At 46.2% G+C, this 17,510-nt stretch carries 17 protein-coding genes; 7 read left to right on the top strand and 10 right to left on the bottom strand.

Annotated elements, in window-relative coordinates; translation table 11 throughout:
- Positions 1–45: 45 nt before the first annotated feature.
- On the top strand, positions 46–921 hold the full coding sequence (locus HH682_RS00725) for a D-hexose-6-phosphate mutarotase (protein WP_214235280.1): 876 nt from the start codon (positions 46–48) through the stop codon (positions 919–921).
- Between the two features lie 40 nt (positions 922–961).
- Here HH682_RS00725 and HH682_RS00720 read toward each other — a convergent pair whose 3' ends face one another.
- Entirely contained in the window at positions 962–1,714 is a 753-nt protein-coding gene (locus tag HH682_RS00720; RefSeq protein ID WP_250318468.1) for a MipA/OmpV family protein, read from the bottom strand.
- Between the two features lie 249 nt (positions 1,715–1,963).
- Here HH682_RS00720 and HH682_RS00715 point away from each other — a divergent pair, with 249 nt between their 5' ends.
- Both HH682_RS00715 and HH682_RS00710 read left to right on the top strand, forming a co-directional pair.
- Complete coding sequence (locus HH682_RS00715) at positions 1,964–3,691, top strand: potassium/proton antiporter (RefSeq protein ID WP_214235277.1); 1,728 nt, start codon at positions 1,964–1,966, stop codon at positions 3,689–3,691.
- Entirely contained in the window at positions 3,691–4,893 is a 1,203-nt protein-coding gene (locus tag HH682_RS00710) for a multidrug effflux MFS transporter (protein ID WP_214235275.1), read from the top strand. The genes HH682_RS00715 and HH682_RS00710 overlap by 1 nt, the downstream gene beginning before the upstream one ends.
- Before the next feature lies 1 nt (position 4,894).
- Here the strand turns inward: HH682_RS00710 and alr are convergent, their stop codons facing one another.
- Positions 4,895–5,971 carry an alanine racemase gene (alr, locus tag HH682_RS00705; RefSeq protein ID WP_214235273.1) on the bottom strand — a complete coding sequence of 359 codons (1,077 nt, stop codon included), beginning with the start codon at positions 5,969–5,971 and terminating at the stop codon, positions 4,895–4,897.
- Positions 5,972–6,014: 43 nt separating this feature from the next.
- Positions 6,015–7,286, bottom strand: a complete 1,272-nt coding sequence (locus HH682_RS00700; RefSeq protein ID WP_214235271.1) for a D-amino acid dehydrogenase — start codon at positions 7,284–7,286, stop codon at positions 6,015–6,017.
- A 459-nt stretch (positions 7,287–7,745) separates the two neighbouring features.
- Between HH682_RS00700 and dsbB the strand changes: the two genes are divergently transcribed.
- Entirely contained in the window at positions 7,746–8,267 is a 522-nt protein-coding gene (gene dsbB / locus HH682_RS00695) for a disulfide bond formation protein DsbB (protein WP_214235269.1), read from the top strand.
- Between the two features lie 39 nt (positions 8,268–8,306).
- Here dsbB and HH682_RS00690 read toward each other — a convergent pair whose 3' ends face one another.
- The gene (locus HH682_RS00690; RefSeq protein ID WP_214235267.1) at positions 8,307–8,744 is read right to left on the bottom strand and encodes a YcgN family cysteine cluster protein; all 438 of its coding nucleotides are present in this window, start codon (positions 8,742–8,744) and stop codon (positions 8,307–8,309) included.
- Between the two features lie 85 nt (positions 8,745–8,829).
- Complete coding sequence (locus HH682_RS00685; RefSeq protein WP_214235265.1) at positions 8,830–9,108, bottom strand: YcgL domain-containing protein; 279 nt, start codon at positions 9,106–9,108, stop codon at positions 8,830–8,832.
- Positions 9,109–9,262: 154 nt separating this feature from the next.
- Between HH682_RS00685 and minC the strand changes: the two genes are divergently transcribed.
- The 3 genes from minC to minE are packed head-to-tail and all read left to right on the top strand — an operon-like array spanning position 9,263 to position 11,092.
- Positions 9,263–9,973 carry a septum site-determining protein MinC gene (minC, locus tag HH682_RS00680; protein ID WP_214235263.1) on the top strand — a complete coding sequence of 237 codons (711 nt, stop codon included), beginning with the start codon at positions 9,263–9,265 and terminating at the stop codon, positions 9,971–9,973.
- Positions 9,974–10,006: 33 nt separating this feature from the next.
- Complete coding sequence (gene minD, locus HH682_RS00675; protein WP_214235261.1) at positions 10,007–10,819, top strand: septum site-determining protein MinD; 813 nt, start codon at positions 10,007–10,009, stop codon at positions 10,817–10,819.
- Between the two features lie 3 nt (positions 10,820–10,822).
- Positions 10,823–11,092: a cell division topological specificity factor MinE gene (gene minE / locus HH682_RS00670; RefSeq protein WP_214235259.1), complete on the top strand. Its 270-nt coding sequence runs from the start codon at positions 10,823–10,825 to the stop codon at positions 11,090–11,092.
- Positions 11,093–11,129: 37 nt separating this feature from the next.
- Here the strand turns inward: minE and rnd are convergent, their stop codons facing one another.
- From rnd to HH682_RS00645, 5 genes are all read right to left on the bottom strand, one after another.
- Complete coding sequence (gene rnd, locus HH682_RS00665; protein WP_214235257.1) at positions 11,130–12,254, bottom strand: ribonuclease D; 1,125 nt, start codon at positions 12,252–12,254, stop codon at positions 11,130–11,132.
- A 38-nt stretch (positions 12,255–12,292) separates the two neighbouring features.
- Positions 12,293–13,996, bottom strand: coding sequence for an AMP-binding protein (locus HH682_RS00660; protein ID WP_214235255.1), 1,704 nt, complete (start codon positions 13,994–13,996; stop codon positions 12,293–12,295).
- A 107-nt stretch (positions 13,997–14,103) separates the two neighbouring features.
- Positions 14,104–14,688, bottom strand: a complete 585-nt coding sequence (locus HH682_RS00655) for a Slp family lipoprotein (protein WP_214235253.1) — start codon at positions 14,686–14,688, stop codon at positions 14,104–14,106.
- A 63-nt stretch (positions 14,689–14,751) separates the two neighbouring features.
- On the bottom strand, positions 14,752–15,483 hold the full coding sequence (tsaB, locus tag HH682_RS00650; protein ID WP_250318467.1) for a tRNA (adenosine(37)-N6)-threonylcarbamoyltransferase complex dimerization subunit type 1 TsaB: 732 nt from the start codon (positions 15,481–15,483) through the stop codon (positions 14,752–14,754).
- Positions 15,484–15,539: 56 nt separating this feature from the next.
- Positions 15,540–17,441 carry a DNA repair helicase YoaA gene (locus tag HH682_RS00645; RefSeq protein WP_214235251.1) on the bottom strand — a complete coding sequence of 634 codons (1,902 nt, stop codon included), beginning with the start codon at positions 17,439–17,441 and terminating at the stop codon, positions 15,540–15,542.
- Positions 17,442–17,510: the final 69 nt, after the last annotated feature.

Below are 17,510 nucleotides of genomic sequence, written 5' to 3'. Positions count from 1 at the left end.
TGAATAAGGGCAACTTCGGTTGCCCTTTTTTTTTAGGAGACAATTATGCAATCCTCCCTTTTTGAACTCCCTGTCGTCGAGCAACTCTCACCCTTCTGCTCTCTTCGGGTACAAGGAGACTTAACACTACTCATCATTGAGCATCCCGAATTTCGTGCCGCATTTTCATTGCAAGGTGGCCAACTGATAGCTTGGCAGCCACTGAATCAACCTCCCGTTATTTGGTTAAGCGACAACACTGAATTTACCCAAGGTAAAGCGATTCGCGGTGGTGTCCCGATCTGCTGGCCATGGTTTGGCCCCGTAGGAAAACCTTCACATGGATTCGCTAGAATCTCTGTTTGGGAGCTAGGCGAATGCCATGAGACGGCACAGTGGGTAAAGGTGTCGATGCAGTTAACACAAACCGCTGACACACGGGAAATTTGGCCGCATGATTTCACCTTAGCACTAGAGGCCTCATTAAGTGCCGAATCTTGCGAGCTTACCCTGCGCATTGAAGGTGAAATAGAATCTACCGCGGCCTTGCACAGTTACTTCCAGGTTGGCGATAGCGAAGCGGTGAGTGTCAGTGGCTTAGGTACGACTTATATTGATAAAGTCAAAGGTAACGTATTGGGCTCGCAACATGGGGAACAGACTTACCATGGCGAAGTAGATCGCATTTTCACCCACCCCGCGCCCGAATCAATCCTTCATGACTCACTCCTAAAGCGGGAGATACGGATCCATCATAGGGGGAATAGTGACGTTGTCACTTGGAATCCTGGGGCGACGCTCTCTCAATCAATGGCGGATATGAGTGATGAAGGCTATAAAACAATGGTCTGTGTGGAAACTGCTCGCATATCTCAGCCTTTTATCACTTCTTGTACCTCTTCAGCAGAATTAACGGTTAAGTTCGCCCCACATCGGCTTTAACGAAACTCTCCCAAAATCATCTTTGGGAGAGTACTCTGGCTTAGAATTGGTAATTAACGCCAGTCCATACGGTGGTTTGTCCTGACTTATCGACCATTGAGCTATGCTTAATTTCGTTGTCAAAGTGGGTATAGCGAGCGCCTGCCACCACCGTCCAATCGCGGCTCAGCGGGTAGGTAGCACTGATATCCACGTAAGGTGACCAGCTGTCGTTGGCCTGGTAGCGGTCAATCCCTGTGCGACGAGATTCCTTACCTGAAACGCCGTAGTAATAATCAGTTTGGTTGGTGCTCTGCCAGGTTACACCAGCGCCGGGGATCACAGAAAGCGCACCAAATTGCAGCGGATAATGGTAATTAGTGTCCCATACCAAACCGTTACTCTGGTTAAGCACATCACCGGTCAAGGCCGTTTTCACCACACCCCAGGTGGCAACGTGCGTCCACTCTCCCCCCATCATCATCGTCAGATGGCGCTTATCTAGGCCACTCATTGCGCTATGATGCGCACGATGCGGATTAAAATACTGCCCAGTCGTGTTTACAATTATGGAAAATTGGTCGGCTTCTCCGTGATAGAGATAGTATCCAGCCTCTAAGCCATGAAAAAAGACGTTCTCGTCTTGATAATTAATTAACGGGAATGGAACAGTCCGATCCTGGGTATTATGATAGGGCGATTCAGACCATATGGCTGCCACCCCGACTGAGAGAGGCTGAGCTAAAAGATTCTGCGAAAATAGAAGGCTCGCGCCGGCCAACGAGGCGGCTAAAGCGTACTGTTTTTTTAACATATTTATATCCTGAGTTAACTTATTTTCTAAAATTAAGCGCAATGGAAGGTGATTTTAGCGAGTTATTCTAGTCAAAAATTGATAATAAAGGGGTTATTGGGTTCAAAACTAGCTTTTTATTCTGTACTTATAAAAAAATCCTATTAGATAAGGTTATTCTTATTCATCTACTGGTCATTAAGCGCCACACATATTGCCGAAAATATGTAATACTCTCACTACTTCAGTGGTAGTTAGGAATGAGCTAATATGGATTCAAACACAATCAATAGTTTATTTATTATTGGCTCGGTTTTAGTCACCGCCAGTATTTTGCTCAGCTCATTCTCTTCTAGATTGGGTATTCCGATCCTTGTCATCTTTCTTGTTTTAGGCATGCTCGCCGGCGAACAAGGTATTGGTGGTATCGTATTCAATAACTACCCTGTCGCCTATTTGGTGTCAAACCTAGCCTTAGCGGTGATCCTGCTTGATGGGGGGATGCGTACAAGTTTACGTTCTATTCGAATCGCTATCTGGCCTTCGTTGTCATTAGCAACGGTAGGTGTGCTGATCACGGCTGGATTAACAGGCGTTATCGCCGTACTATTATTCCACCTCGATCTGATGCAAGGATTTTTAATTGGTGCCATTATCGGTTCAACCGATGCGGCAGCCGTTTTCTCCTTGATTGGGGATAAGGGCTTGAATCAGCGTGTAAGCTCTACGCTAGAAATTGAGTCGGGCAGTAACGATCCGATGGCTGTTTTCCTGACTGTCACCTTAATTGAAATGATTCAACAGCATCATCACAATATTGATACGAGTTTTGTTATCCACTTGGTGCGCGAATTTGGCTTGGGTATTCTAATCGGCCTGTTAGGCGGATTTACCCTCCAGCAACTCATCAATCGTATTTCTCTGCCGACAGGGCTTTACCCACTGCTGGCGGTAAGCGGTGGAATATTGGTTTTTGCCCTAACGACATTACTGGGTGGCAGTGGCATTCTTGCTGTCTATTTGACAGGTTGCTGGCTGGGTAACAGCGGCATTCGTAACCGTACCGGTATCACGCAGATCTTTGATGGATTAGCATGGCTCAGTCAAATCGGCATGTTTATTGTGTTAGGCCTACTGGTAGTACCAAGTGACCTGTGGAAAATAGCTCTCCCGGCGCTGATACTCTCTTTGTGGTTAATCTTTATTGCTCGACCTCTCTCAGTATTTGCCGGATTGCTCCCTTTCAAAAGTTTTAGTTTGCGTGAACGATTTTTTATTAGCTGGGTGGGGTTACGTGGTGCCGTACCCATTATCCTCGCCGTATTTCCGATGATGGCAGGGCTAGATAACGCCTCGCTCTATTTTAATATCGCTTTTTTTGTCGTGATGGTGTCTTTACTTCTTCAGGGCAGTAGCCTTTCATATGCCGCAAAATTAGCTAAAGTCATTGTGCCGCGCACTGTCTATCCGTTCCAACGTAATAGCCTAGATATTCATCCCGATAGTCCTTGGGAACAATACGTCTATCAATTAGGCTCCGAGAATTGGTGTATCAATGCCCCCATAAGGGAACTCAAAATGCCAGAACACACAAGGATCACTGCGCTATTCCGTGATAATATTCTGATGCATCCTCGTGGATCCACTCGGCTACGTGAAAATGATATTTTGTGTGTGATTGGGCGCGAGCGCGATTTATCGGCGTTAGGCAATATGTTCAGTCAAACACCCCCTATCGATTTAGACCAACGTTTCTTCGGCGACTTTATTCTTGATGGCCAGGCGTCGATAGAACAAGTTGCTTCTGTCTACGGTTTGACATTAAATAGCGCGCACTTTCATGGTATGAGTTTATCCCAGTTGATGGTCGAAAAATTAGGGCGTAACCCCGTCGTGGGGGATGCCTTACAATGGTCAGAACTGCTACTCACTGTCGCGGAAAAAGATGACGACACGATATCACGTGTTGGTTTACGTATATTAGAAGAAGAAGATTGATGATCTCCCCACGCTATTTTATTGCCTTATTACTCAGCTTAGTGTTGCTCTCACCCTTAGGAATTGATCTATTTCTTCCTACACTTCCCTACATTGCGTCGGGTTTGCAGACTCCTGTCAGTAACATACAATTAACGATACCCTTATTTTTACTGGTCATGGGTGTCGGTCAATTAATATCCGGGCCTTTAGTCGATAATTATGGCCGAAAGCCTATCGCGTTGTTAGGGCTTATACTCTATCTCCTTGGCAGCGCCCTAGCAGCCTTGGCAATCAATTGGCCTATTTTTCTAGTCGCACGTATTATTCAGGGTATGGCCGTTTGTTGTACGGCAGTGGTCGCCTTCAGTGGAGTACGCGATCGGCTTGAAGGCGATGATGCTGCCCGCGCTTATAGCTTTCTTAATGGCTCTTTGAATATCGTTCCTGCATTAGCTCCGCTTCTCGGAGGGATGCTTGCGCATTATTGGGGATGGCGAGCGCCTTTCGGATTTCTATTTCTGTATGCCTTTGGGCTAATGATCGTCGTCTATAAATGGCTGCCAGAAACGCGTCCTGTAACAACCCAGCGCAGTGCTACCTTCCCAGCCCGGACATACGCTTCTATTGCGAAACAACCCGCATTTCTTGCGTTTACGTTTTCAATCGCCAGTGCCTTAGGCATGGTATTGACCTATGTTTCCTTAGCTCCGACCGTCTTAATGGAACATGACGCCTTGTCCCCTTTCCACTTTTCACTTATTTTTGGGGTGAATGGTTTATGGATCATGGCAGTCAGTGCAACAGCAAATCGTATTATTCCAAAGTGTGGCCGACCGTTCTGCCTAATGATAGGCGCATTAGCTATGCTAACAGCGGGCATAATACTTCTCTCTGAGCCTTATTTGTTGGCGGCTACTATCCTCGCTCACTGGCTGAGCTATATGATCCCTGTTGCGATATCAGTGGCAGGATTAGCCTTTATAATGGGCCCTGCTACCAGCTATGCACTGGCGCCCTTTCAACAGAACGCAGGGGTTGCGTCAGCCTTGTTAGGCTTTATTCAGATGGCCGGTGGTGCGGGAGGAAGCTTGGTCGTGCTACTCTTGCCGTTATCGCCATACTTTGCATTGGGGATCATGATGTTACTTGGCGGTGTGCTGGCCACTGTCGCTTGGCTGACCAGCTTAAAAATAAAGGGAACGCTAACTTCGGTCAAATAGGCTAGGTTAACGTCGTAAAGGGGACTCGCTGTGTCACCGCGGTCAATAACTCATACCCTACCGTCCCGGCCGCTTCTGCGATCGTATCGACAGGCAATTGGGCTCCCCATAATTCGACATCACTACCGATATTAGCCTCAGGACAGTTTGTCAAATCGACCATAAGCATATCCATTGACACTGTCCCCACTGTTTTGCACAGCTTTCCTGCGACCCACACCGGTGTTCCAGAAGGGGCATGGCGCGGATATCCATCCGCATACCCACAAGCAATAATACCGATCCGCTGAGGTGCGGTGGTGGTATAGCGGTGGCCATAGCCAATCCCCTCACCCGCTGTGACCTGTTGGATAGCAATAATTTCGCTATGTAACCCCATCACTGGGCGGAGATTGTAGGGCTCAATATCCACCGCCCGACCAGACGGTGAAGCACCGTATAATACAACGCCTGGACGGATCCATTGATGATGAGTATCTGGGTGCCATAAGGTCGCAGCAGAGTTGGCGTAGCAACGTGGCGCTGAAATAGCAGTAGTGGCCTGCGCTAAGCGCTGTAGTGGCTCACGAAGAAAGATTGAATTTTCATCTGCTCGGGCAAAGTGTGACATTAACGTTACCTCACCCACTGACGGTAAGACCTTAAGTCGCTGCCAAATAGTGAGCACCTCATCGGGCGAAAATCCTAAGCGGTTCATTCCATTATTGATTTTTAAATAGACCGCTATCGGCTTTTTCGCTGGGAAATTAGCTAATGCTTGGAGTTGCCATTCGCTATGAACCGCAGTTGTGAGCTGATAAGCATCAATCAACGGTAAATCGTTAGGCTTGAAGAAGCCTTCTAACAATAAGATGGGCTGAGTGATCCCCGCTTCTCTCAGCAGAATAGCCTCTTCATAATTAAGTAATGCAAACCCATCAGTAAACGCTAGTGCTTCATAACATCGAGAAAGGCCATGTCCATAGGCATTCGCTTTCACCACGCTCCAGACCTTCGATGCCGGTGCTAACGCTTTCACTGTGCGTAAATTATGGCTCAATGCGGTAGTATTGACAGTTGCCCTTATCGGCCTAGACATCGTTAGGTTGCTCCTTAATTCAGCCGTTAAGCGACTGTAAATGTTATTTTTGTGCTTCAAAACCAGGTAGATAACGATAAACAGATAAATCATCCGCGGCAATATCGGTTTTACGACCGGAAATAATATCTGCGATTAATCGTCCAGAGCCACAAGCCATCGTCCATCCTAACGTGCCATGGCCCGTATTAAGAAAGAGGTTGCTTATCGGGGTTTTGCCCACAATAGGCGTACCATCAGGTGTCATGGGGCGCAAACCAGTCCAATAATGGGCTTCGGCCAACGAGGCTGAATTAGGATAGAGATCATTAACGACCATCTCCAGTGTTTCTCGTCGAGCCGGAGGCAGTTCGCTGTTAAAACCAACAATCTCAGCCATCCCTCCCACACGAATCCGCTGATCAAAACGCGTAACAGCCACTTTATAGGTTTCATCAAGGACGGTAGACACAGGCGCGCGCGTTTCATCTGTAATAGGTAATGTAATGGAATACCCTTTTAATGGATAAACTGGTATATCGACCAATCCGTTGAGTAAAGACGTCGACCAGCTGCCGGCAGTTACTAAAATTGCGTCTGCCTGCAACCTGCTACCATTCGCTATAACCGAAGTAACACGATTATTTTCAACATTTAATCGTTCTACATTTTGATCAAAAAGAAATTTAACGTTAGCCTGCTCAGCGAGTTGTGCTAAGCGTTGCGTAAACAATTTGCAGTCACCTGTCTCATCGTTCGGTAACTGTAATCCGCCAGTCAATTTATCGAGACTGTTCACGAGGCCTGGTTCAACGGACGTTAGTTGATGTGATTCTAATAAATTAAAGGGAACTCCCGCCGCTTTCAGTACCGCGATATCTTTGGCGGCATTATCGAATTGTTGTGGGGTGCGAAAAAGTTGAAGTGTTCCGCCTTGGCGTCCTTCATAAAGGATGCCAGTTTCTTGGCGTAACGCTCTCAAACTATCGCGGCTGTATTCAGCAATTCTGACCATTCTGGCTTTATTTTCTTGGTAATGATCCAGAGTACAGTTTTGTAACATCCTCCACATCCAAGAAAGTTGGAAGCGAGTCCCATCTGGACGAACGGCTAGCGGTGCATGCTTTTGAAACATCCATTTTATCGCTTTAAGCGGAATCCCTGGTGCTGCCCAAGGTGCAGCGTAACCAGGAGAGATCTGGCCAGCGTTACCCGCGCTAGTTTCCATTGCCACGCCTGAATGTTTTTCTAAAACCGTGACGTCATGACCGGACGCAGCAAGATACCAAGCGCTCGTCACCCCAACGACACCACCCCCTATAATGATCACACGCATACACACCCTCACAGAACATTAAACTTAAAAATTTCCGATTAACTAGTGTAATAACCTAAACAGGTTAGGAAATTTTCTACGCTGTATTTGACGTCATTTTTAATGAAAAAAACAATAATTAAAACGCATATTTGAAAACATAGTTTTTTATGCTTACTTTTCGAATAATAATGCTGATGAGATACTGGAACGGTTATTTCGTAGACTATTTTTTATAGTTAATCTGGCATCCTTATCAAAACAAAGGATGGATTTTAATTCTGCATTATTACTTATATGCAGATTTTAATGCTGCTTTATTGCAACAAGACAGTTAGGGCTAGATTGGATGATGTACGGGCTAATACCGCCACTTTGTAATGTAAGGGGATGACTCATCAAGACGATGACTGTTAGGATTCAATCGCGATCTTTGCTACTATCTTTGACGGTATTTCCCTTTTCGACTATAGGAACGTTATGTTACGGAAATTAAAACACTTATCCCAACATAGAGGCGCATGGTTGTTACTGGCCGCTGGGGTATTGATATTACAACTCACCGCTTTAGGTTTCCAATTCTATTTGGGGCAAAAACCTTGTGTACTGTGTGTGTATCAACGTGCAGCATTGGCGGGATTACTGCTGGCGGCATTAATAGGGGCGATTGCACCCAAAACACCTTTACGTTTCGTAGCTATAGTTGGGTGGTTAATTGCGGCGGGAAAAACTTTTTCCTTGGCGTGGGAGCAAACACAGCTGCAATTACATCCGCCGCTTTTTGCTACCTGTGATTTTTTACCGAAATTTCCTCAATGGCTTCCGTTAAACCAATGGTTCCCGGTGATTTTCACTCCCACAGGTAACTGTACCGATAAAGGCTGGGAATGGTTGTCGATGACTATGGCACAGTGGTTGGTCGGGACAAGCGGTGTCCTGTTTGTGATAGGACTGCTCGTACTGGCCGTGCAGCTTCCTTGCCCAAGAAAAAATCGCAGTTAAGTAAATTAGGCCACTGATAAATCACTGTGGCCTGTTTCATTATTCGGGATTGGGGATAATATGGTCTTCCCAATTTCTGACTTCACTCTCCCTTACAGCGATATGTCTCACAGAAATACGCTGCGCATGCATAGCTTTCGCAGACCCAACGTTCAGGGGATGCCAAGCGGGTAAATCATTGCCTTCTGCCAATAAACGATAACTACACGTTCTCGGTAACCAAGAAAAAGTTGGAAGATTGTCCCGAGTCAGTTTGATGCAATCTGGCTCGTAGGCAAAACGATTTTCATAGTGCCGACATTGGCACGTTTTTATATTAAGAAGGTTACACGCGACGTTGGTGAAGTAGATTTCATCCGTATCGGCGTCTTGTAACTTATTCAAACAACACTGACCGCATCCATCACAGATAGACTCCCACTCACTGTCGCTCATTTGCTCAAGACTTTTTGTTTGCCAAAAAGGTAGCACTGTCATAAATCAATCCAAAAAGAACATATTCACATTACTATTATCTGTCTTTACTCATAAAAATGCGTAATAAGACATTTACAGATGAATCTTAGTTTACCTTCGATTCAGTGGCTAAGTGTTTCGTCAGTAAATTCTCAACTGGCGGCGGGATTTGTAAGTAATAGCCCTGTTCTGCAAGCTGTTGTTTTACCTTGCCTATATCGGCGGAAGCTAGCTTATCTCGGCCTTCCAGAGAGATCACCATCGATAATTGTGGTTTTCCAAAGCCTTTCATTAGCGCTTCGGGAACACAGCTAAAATCATCTTTTTTACCAAGATATAAATAAGTCTGGTCTCTTAAAGTACTACGATATATTGCACAAATCATAAATATCTCCGAATAATGTAACTCGGTTGCTTGCCTGATGAATACGAGGATTATAACATGTTTAGGGTTAACAAAATATTAGCCTTATGCAGGACTTTACTCTTTCGCAAAGTCAGGTAAGGTGTATAAAAATCACAGGACTGAATAAGTATAGATGTCACAGACGCCCATTGAACTAAAAGGCAGCAACTTCACACTTTCTGTTGTCCATATAAATCATCCACAGCCTGAAGTGGTGTTAAAAGCGCTTCAGGAAAAGATAGCCCAAGCGCCTGCATTTTTGGCGAATGCACCTGTGGTGGTTAACGTTGCATCGTTGAACAGCACTGTAGATTGGAAAAGCATGCATCAGGCCATTTCACAATCGGGACTGAAGATTGTCGGAATTAGCGGATGTAAAGATGAACAGCTTAAAGCACAGGTTACATCACTGGGCACTCCTTTATTGAACGAAGGTAAAGTGTCTGTTCAGAAAGCCTCTCCTGCCAGTCAAGAACCGCTTGAGCCTGTTCAGACTCAAGAAGAAGATAAAGTCTTCCGCACTCGCATTGTTAATACCCCTATTCGCTCAGGACAACAGATCTATGCACGTAATGCTGATTTGATTGTCACCAGTAGTGTCAGTGCTGGTGCTGAACTGGTTGCAGATGGCAATATACATATTTATGGCACTATGCGCGGACGTGCATTGGCGGGAGCCAGCGGCGATACTGAATCACAAATTTTTTGTACTCATCTCGCTGCGGAGTTGGTCTCGATTGCGGGCGAATATTGGATTATGGATCAAATTCCTAGCGAATTTTTTACCAAAGCAGCACGGTTAGCCTTACGTGAAGGTACACTGGCTATTGAATCATTAAATTAGACCCCTTTTCTTAAGTTAAGGAAATCAAGAAATATGGCACGCATAATTGTAGTTACATCAGGTAAAGGGGGCGTTGGCAAAACCACATCAAGCGCAGCCATCGCAACGGGTCTTGCCCGTAAAGGAAAAAAAACAGTCGTTATCGATTTTGATATCGGCCTACGTAATCTAGATTTAATCATGGGCTGTGAGCGCCGTGTGGTCTATGATTTCGTCAATGTGATTCAGGGTGATGCCACCTTAAATCAAGCGCTGATTAAAGATAAGCGCACTGAAACATTGTATATCCTTCCCGCCTCACAAACCCGCGATAAAGATGCCTTAAACTATGAAGGCGTTGAAAAAATTCTTAATGAATTAAAGAAAATGAACTTTGACTTCATTGTCTGTGACTCACCCGCGGGTATCGAAACAGGGGCATTAATGGCGTTGTATTTCGCTGATGAAGCGATTATTACTACTAACCCCGAAGTCTCTTCAGTTCGTGACTCAGACCGCATTTTAGGCATTATTGCCTCCAAGTCACGTCGCGCTGAAAAAGGTGAGACACCCGTTAAAGAACATTTATTGTTAACTCGCTATAACGCGGGCCGCGTAAACCGCGGCGATATGCTAAGCATGGAAGATGTACTTGAAATTTTACATATTCCTCTCGTCGGTGTGATCCCTGAAGACCAATCTGTATTACGCGCCTCTAACCAAGGCGAGCCCGTCATCCTTGATGAAGAATCTGATGCAGGTCGTGCATACAGTGATACGGTCGAACGCTTGCTCGGCGAAGAACGTCCCTTCCGCTTTATTGAAGAAGAGAAGAAGGGTTTCCTAAAACGCCTGTTTGGGGGATAAACCATGGCGCTGTTAGATTTCTTTTTATCCCGAAAAAAAAATACCGCGAATATCGCGAAAGAACGCTTACAAATCATCGTTGCCGAACGTCGTCGTGGAGATAGCGAACCTCACTATCTCCCACAATTGAAGCGCGATATTTTAGAAGTCATTTGTAAGTACGTTAAAATAGATCCAGATATGGTAACGGTTCAACTTGATCATAAAGGAGAAGATATCTCTATTCTCGAACTCAATGTGACCCTACCTGAAGCGGAAGAAGCCGCCAAGTAACGATAAAAAAGAGCGGTTTGATAACCGCTCTTTTTAATTAGTATTGCGCTAATATCTCGTTGAAAGCACTACCCAATAATTCCCCACGCCATCCGTAAAGTAATTCCGGCTGCAAGGCGCAAGGTTTCAGTTTCCAGTGCGTGCTGATCAATTGGTTAATCTGGCGCCGTGACGCTAACATCTCTTGGCTGTAACCACTGCTTGCGCTTACCTTCTTAACAGCCTCTTTTAACTGAGCAAAAAGCTGGCGATAGTGAGGCATCTCAATAATATTTTTTACAGGGTTAGGTAACCTATCTTCGTTTACCGCTTCACCTTGTTTCACTAATGCTAGCAGCGTCTCACCATGAAAACGGATCTCCGGACCTATCGCTCCTAACTCGCGCAATTCCGCTAAAGATGAAGGGCTATAACGCGCCGTTTTCCAGAGCAGCTCTTCTTTTACCACGAAATTCACAGCCATATTATGCTGTCGAGCATAATGTAAACGCCATTCAGCTAAGCATTGTAATATCGCCAACTGCCGAGGTGTTAATTGCCAAGCTTGCGACACCTCTAAATAAGCCAATTTCGGGTCGACTGTTAACTGACGTCTATGGATTTGTAATGCACACTCGCTCTCAATAAACGCAAATTGTCCTTCATCCAAGGCTTGTTGGTGCAACTTTTGAGCAATAGGCAGTAAATACTCTACGTCAGCCGCAGCATATTGACACTGCTTTTCAGTTAAAGGCCGTGCTAACCAATCCGTTCGCGACTCGCTTTTATCCAGTTGAATCCCCGTGAACTCAGCAACCATTGCCGCAAACCCCCACGATGAAGGGTTACCCAAAAAGGCTGCCATAATTTGCGTATCGAGCATTGGTGTGGGAACCACCTCAAAGCGGTTTAAGAACACCTCGAGATCTTCTCCTCCGGCATGCAGATATTTGATCACATTCTTGTCGCTCAACACATCCACGAAGGGTTGCCAGTTTGTGATCTGTAACGGGTCAATTAAGCTAACATGCTTACCGTCGTAAAGCTGAATTAACCCCAGTAACGGGAAATAAGTGCGAGTACGCACAAATTCAGTGTCCAAAGCGATCGCCCTTACTTCCCGTGCCTCTTTGCAGCAGTCGATGAGTTGCCGATCGGTCTCTATATAACGATAACTTAGCATAGTTTCTCTCTGTATCAGGGTTCTACAGTATCTGGCATTTATCGCTCAGTTAGATTTACTGTAGTCAGTGCATGGCGTAAGACTTTACCTAAAGGGTTTTTAGGTAAAGTATCGCGAAATTCAATAAATTTGGGGACTTTATAACCGGTAAGTTGCTCGCGGCAATAACGAATAACCTGCGTTTCGGTTAAGCTTGGCTCTTTGCGCACAATAAAAACCTTCACGGCTTCGCCACTCGCTTCGCTATGAACGCCCACCGCTATGGCTTCTGTTATCAGTGGATGTTCACCTAATACTGATTCGATTTCACTCGGGTAAACATTAAAGCCCGAGACAATAATAATATCTTTTTTACGATCAACCAGTTTTAGTAGACCTTGCTCCGTGATCAAGGCGATATCACCCGTATGTAGCCACCCTTCGTTATCTAACACAGACGACGTTTCACTTGAGTGCTGCCAATAGCCTTTCATGACTTGTGGCCCCCGCACACAAAGCTCGCCCGGTTGACCAATAGGGACTGGCAGTGAGTCTTCACCCAGTAAGACGATCTCTGTCGAGGCAATGGGTAAACCAATGGTCCCAGTGTGTCGGCTGATAGATAAAGGATTTACCGCGACCAAAGGCGAGCACTCCGTTAACCCATACCCTTCAACAATATGGGTGCCGGTCAAGCTTTGCCACTCTGTGGCGACCTGATTCTGTACCGGCATTCCTCCGGCCACACTAATCTTTAGTGCTGAGACATCTAGCTGACGAAACCCCGGATGGTTGAGCAAGCGAGCATAAAGCGTATTCACACCAGAAATCACCGTAAACTTAACGTTTTTCAGCGATTTTACCCAGCTGTCCATGTCCAAAGGGTTAGTGATTAAAAGATTGCTTCCCCCCAGCTCGACAAATAACAAGCAATTAATCATTAACGCAAAAATATGGTACAGCGGTAAGGCGCTGATAATTTTTTCTTCACCCGGTACCAATAATTCACCGTATACCGCTTTGATCTGCTCAATGTTGGCCAATAAATTACCATGCGTCAGCATCGCCCCTTTCGCCACCCCCGTCGTCCCACCGGTATATTGTAAGAGGACAGTATCCTCTAGCGTAAGGGTCGGACGTCGATAATGCTGGCGCTGCCCTGCCTTCAAACAGTCACGATAGGGTTGATGAGCGAAATGCCACCTAGGAACCTTTTTTTTCACATAATGCAGCGTAAAGTGAATCGCTTTGCGGCGCAGCGGCGAGTGCTCATCCCCTAACTCACTCACAATGAGGTGGTTAACGGGACTTTCTTCAATCACAGATTGCACCGTGTGAGCAAAATTACTCAGAATTACCAGGGTATCGATACCGCTATCATTAAGTTGATGACGCAGTTCTCGAGCTGTATACAGAGGGTTAATGTTCACAACGATTGCGCCACAACGGATAATGGCGAACAACGCAATGGGATATTGTAAGCAATTAGGCAACATTAGGCCGATTCGCTGACCCGCAGAGATACCTAGCTCATTTTGAAAGTAAGCTGCTAATGCTTTACTACGCTTATCGAGCACGCGATAACTTAACGATGCACCGAGATTAGTAAAAGCCAAATGGTCTGGATAACGCGCAATAGCCTTCTCGAACATATCCAATAGCGAGTCGTAATGCTGGGTAACGGTATTATCAGCATTAAGTCGAGAAACGCCTCGATTCGAAGTCATTCCTCGACTTAATGCTGCAGACTGCGGACAGTTCATTAGGGTGAAATTCCTTATTTGTAAGCGTAGTGGTGTTGGAGTGCTGGCTTTATCGAATATCCATAAAAAAACCGGTCACCATCGGCGACCGGCTGTCACATGATATTCTATTCGGATAAAAAGGTTTGAACCGGCATTGGCCCTTGCATAGAGTAGCCCCACCATGGATCGATAAAGCCGCGCCGACCATAACGAGGGCCATACCACAGCCACGGATCCATCGGCATAGGCGGTGACATTACCTGCTGAGTGAGATGCCAACGTTGATAGCCTGTTACACTGATCACCAAAAATGTGTAGTTTTGGCCGCCAATCTTCCCGGGTGACACTCGCTGGATATTTCCCAGTACGGTGACATACTGGTTGGTCAGTTCTGCCGGATCAACGAAACTCGGGATATCTGCATATAAACGTCCTAAGGACGTCGCACCCAGAATTGGCCTAGCGCCCTCATCAAGCGGTTGTACCATTAATTCTACACGGGTGATATTATCATAATTAGTCACCTTAATGACCTTACCACCAAACCGAGATTCCTGCCCAACATACAAGCTTGGAGCATTCATCACTCGGGTAAAATCTTGTTGCGGCAACGGAGCGTTTCCTTGGATCGATTTTGGAATAGAGACACAGCCCGTCAAGAATACCAAGGGCAGAAGACAAGCCATTACAGCACGGTGATAACATTTCATAACGCACTCCCCATCAGACTGAGACAATAGACAGATTGATGGCTAAATAGTTTCCAAAAGAAATCAACGTCCGGGTAATTTTTTCCAAGTTACTTCATTACGCAGATAAACAGGCTCTATATCCGCAGGGGAAATTAGGTTACCTACCTTCCACTGACGATAAGCTAAGGGTAGCATATCTTCGGCTTGAGGTAAGAGACTCTCTCCCTGTCGTAAACTAAGAGGATGCCCGTTAAACAGTTCTGGGTAAGCCTGCCAACCCGTACCCGCTATCATCCACTCTCCGTCTAGCGATAACATTTTCTCCACGGCTGCCTGAGGCGATAGGACCTGTTCAGTCTCTTTTCCCTGCCATGCTCCTTGCGCGTCACGTTGGTAAACGGCCCAGTAGACTTCTCCCATTCGGGCATCAATAGCAACCAATATTTTTTCTGCTCGGTGCATACGCCAAGCCCCCTCAGCCAAGGCTTCGAGGCTCGAAACACCGATTAATGGAATCTTAGCGCCATAGGCCAAGCCTTGGGCAATCCCTATTCCAATTCTAACGCCGGTGAAGCTTCCCGGACCTAAGCAACAAACTAATGCATCCAACTGCTGCAATGTGAGTTGATGGTCACGCAGCGATTGTTCAACCATCGGTAAAATGCGTTGTGTATGCTCACGAGGGGTTAGCGCAAATTCAGCATTGATCTGGCCCTGATCTAATAACGCTACGGAGCAAGCTTCTGTTGCCGTGTCCAAAGCGAGAAGTCGAGTGTCGAGAGTGTAATCAGTCATTAATTTTATCTTCATCATATACCGCGTTTCTTAGCGGCAAGTGTACACAGAGTTCGGTGAGAGTGAAAGCCAGCTTACTGCCGCTTAATAAAATCTAGCACTACGTCAAGATCACGTGTACGCGGGCAATCCGGAAGACTTTTCACAAAAACCTCACCATAAGGTCGTGTGACTAAACGGCTATCACAGATGACCAGCACACCTCTATCCTGCTCATCTCTGATTAATCGACCCACTCCCTGTTTTAGCGCAATCACTGCATCAGGCAGTTGCACATGATAGAAGGGATCATGACCTCTAAGTTGCGCATCTTCCATGCGGGCTTTTAACAGTGGGTCTTCTGGTGACGCAAAGGGTAACTTATCGATAATCACCATCGAGAGTGCCTCACCCCGTACGTCCACCCCTTCCCAGAAACTACTCGTGGCGATCAGTAATGCATTACCTGCTGCAAGAAATTGCTCCAGTAACTGACCTTTGCTGGTTTCGCCTTGCAGCAGTACGGGGCGTTCTATTGCCTCACGAAAAAGCGATGCCAGTTCACGCATCATTTGATAAGAGGTACAGAGAAAGAAACATCGCCCGTCATTAGCTTCGATCAACGAAGTCAAACGGGAAACTAATTGTTGAGCACTTCGTGATTGACGAGTTTCTGCCAGGTAACGAGGTACACACAACAAGGTTTGCCGTGCATAATCGAAAGGGCTTTCCAACATTAATTGTTTAGCGTGTTGCACCCCTAACCTTTCAGCAAAGTGATTCATTTCACCATTAACGGCCAGCGTCGCAGAAGTAAATACCCAGCTGGTTTTACGGGCCTTAATAATTTCTCGAAAGCGTTCTGCCACGCTCAGGGGCGTTAAGGCCAGAGTGAAATGATAACGACTGCATTCATACCAGTAGCTATAACCAGGCTCTTGAGTATTGTTCAATCGTTTAAGACGATTACGGTATTGCCCAGCACGATCAAAGGCGGCATCCAGTAGCGCGCTGCGTCCAAGATTGAGTTTACTGACGTCATAACAAAGCTCAAGCGCATCATCGAGCAATCGTAGCATGCGCTGCTGAGTAGGGTCCGCCAGTAATGTTCGGAGATTACCGCGAAATCCTGGCTCCCCCAGCACTAAGCGAAAATCTTGGGTAGCTTGGGCTAGACGGTCTGCGGCTTTTTGTAGTTGGGTAACATCACGCACTTCTGTACGATAAGCGATGGTGATGTCACGGGCTAAATCTTGTAACTGCCGGCTGGTCAGTTGCTGTCCGAAGTACTGACTGGCAATATCCGGTAGCTGATGTGCTTCATCAAATACCATCACGTCGGCCTCCGGGATCAGTTCACCGAAACCACCCTCTTTTACAACTAAATCGGCCAAAAAGAGATGATGATTCACAATAATGACGTCAGCATCCAATGCGCGTTTACGGGCTTTAACCACATAACACTGTTCATATTGCGGGCAATCGCTGCCTAGACAGTTGTCGTTGGTGCTGGTGACTAAAGGCCACAATGGGCTGTCTTCAGGCACTGCTGCACATTGGCTGGTATCACCTTCTTGCGTAACACTGGCCCAGGCACGAACATTAACCAGTTCTGAGAGTTGTTGTACGGGAAGATCGCCCCCAGCACTATTTTGAGCCTCGAGCCGTTCTAAACAGAGGTAATTACTTCGCCCTTTGAGGATGGCTGTTTTGCCACGAAAGTTAAGCGCCTTAACTATGGTCGGCAGATCGCGATGATAAAGCTGATCTTGTAGCGCCCGGGATCCAGTGGAGATAATTGCCTTTTTTCCCGAACGGAGTGCTGGAACCAGATAAGCATAGGTTTTCCCCGTCCCGGTACCCGCTTCGACCAGTAACGTCGAGGCATCGTTTACCGCCTCAATGATCGCCTGAGCCATAGTTTGCTGCGCATGGCGTGCACGAAAACCGGGGATAGCATTAGCCAAATTGCCATCTTGTGAAAAATCGTCGGTCAAACTAGCTCCTTCGACGAGGTTGTTTCTATAGGATTGAGGATTAGAGATGACATTTATTTCCGCTTATGT

This window comes from Rosenbergiella gaditana, assembly GCF_018494065.1.
GTDB lineage: Bacteria > Pseudomonadota > Gammaproteobacteria > Enterobacterales > Enterobacteriaceae > Rosenbergiella > Rosenbergiella gaditana.
The sequence above is the reverse complement of the archived record's forward strand: the minus strand, read 5'-3'. Positions and strand labels throughout refer to the sequence as shown.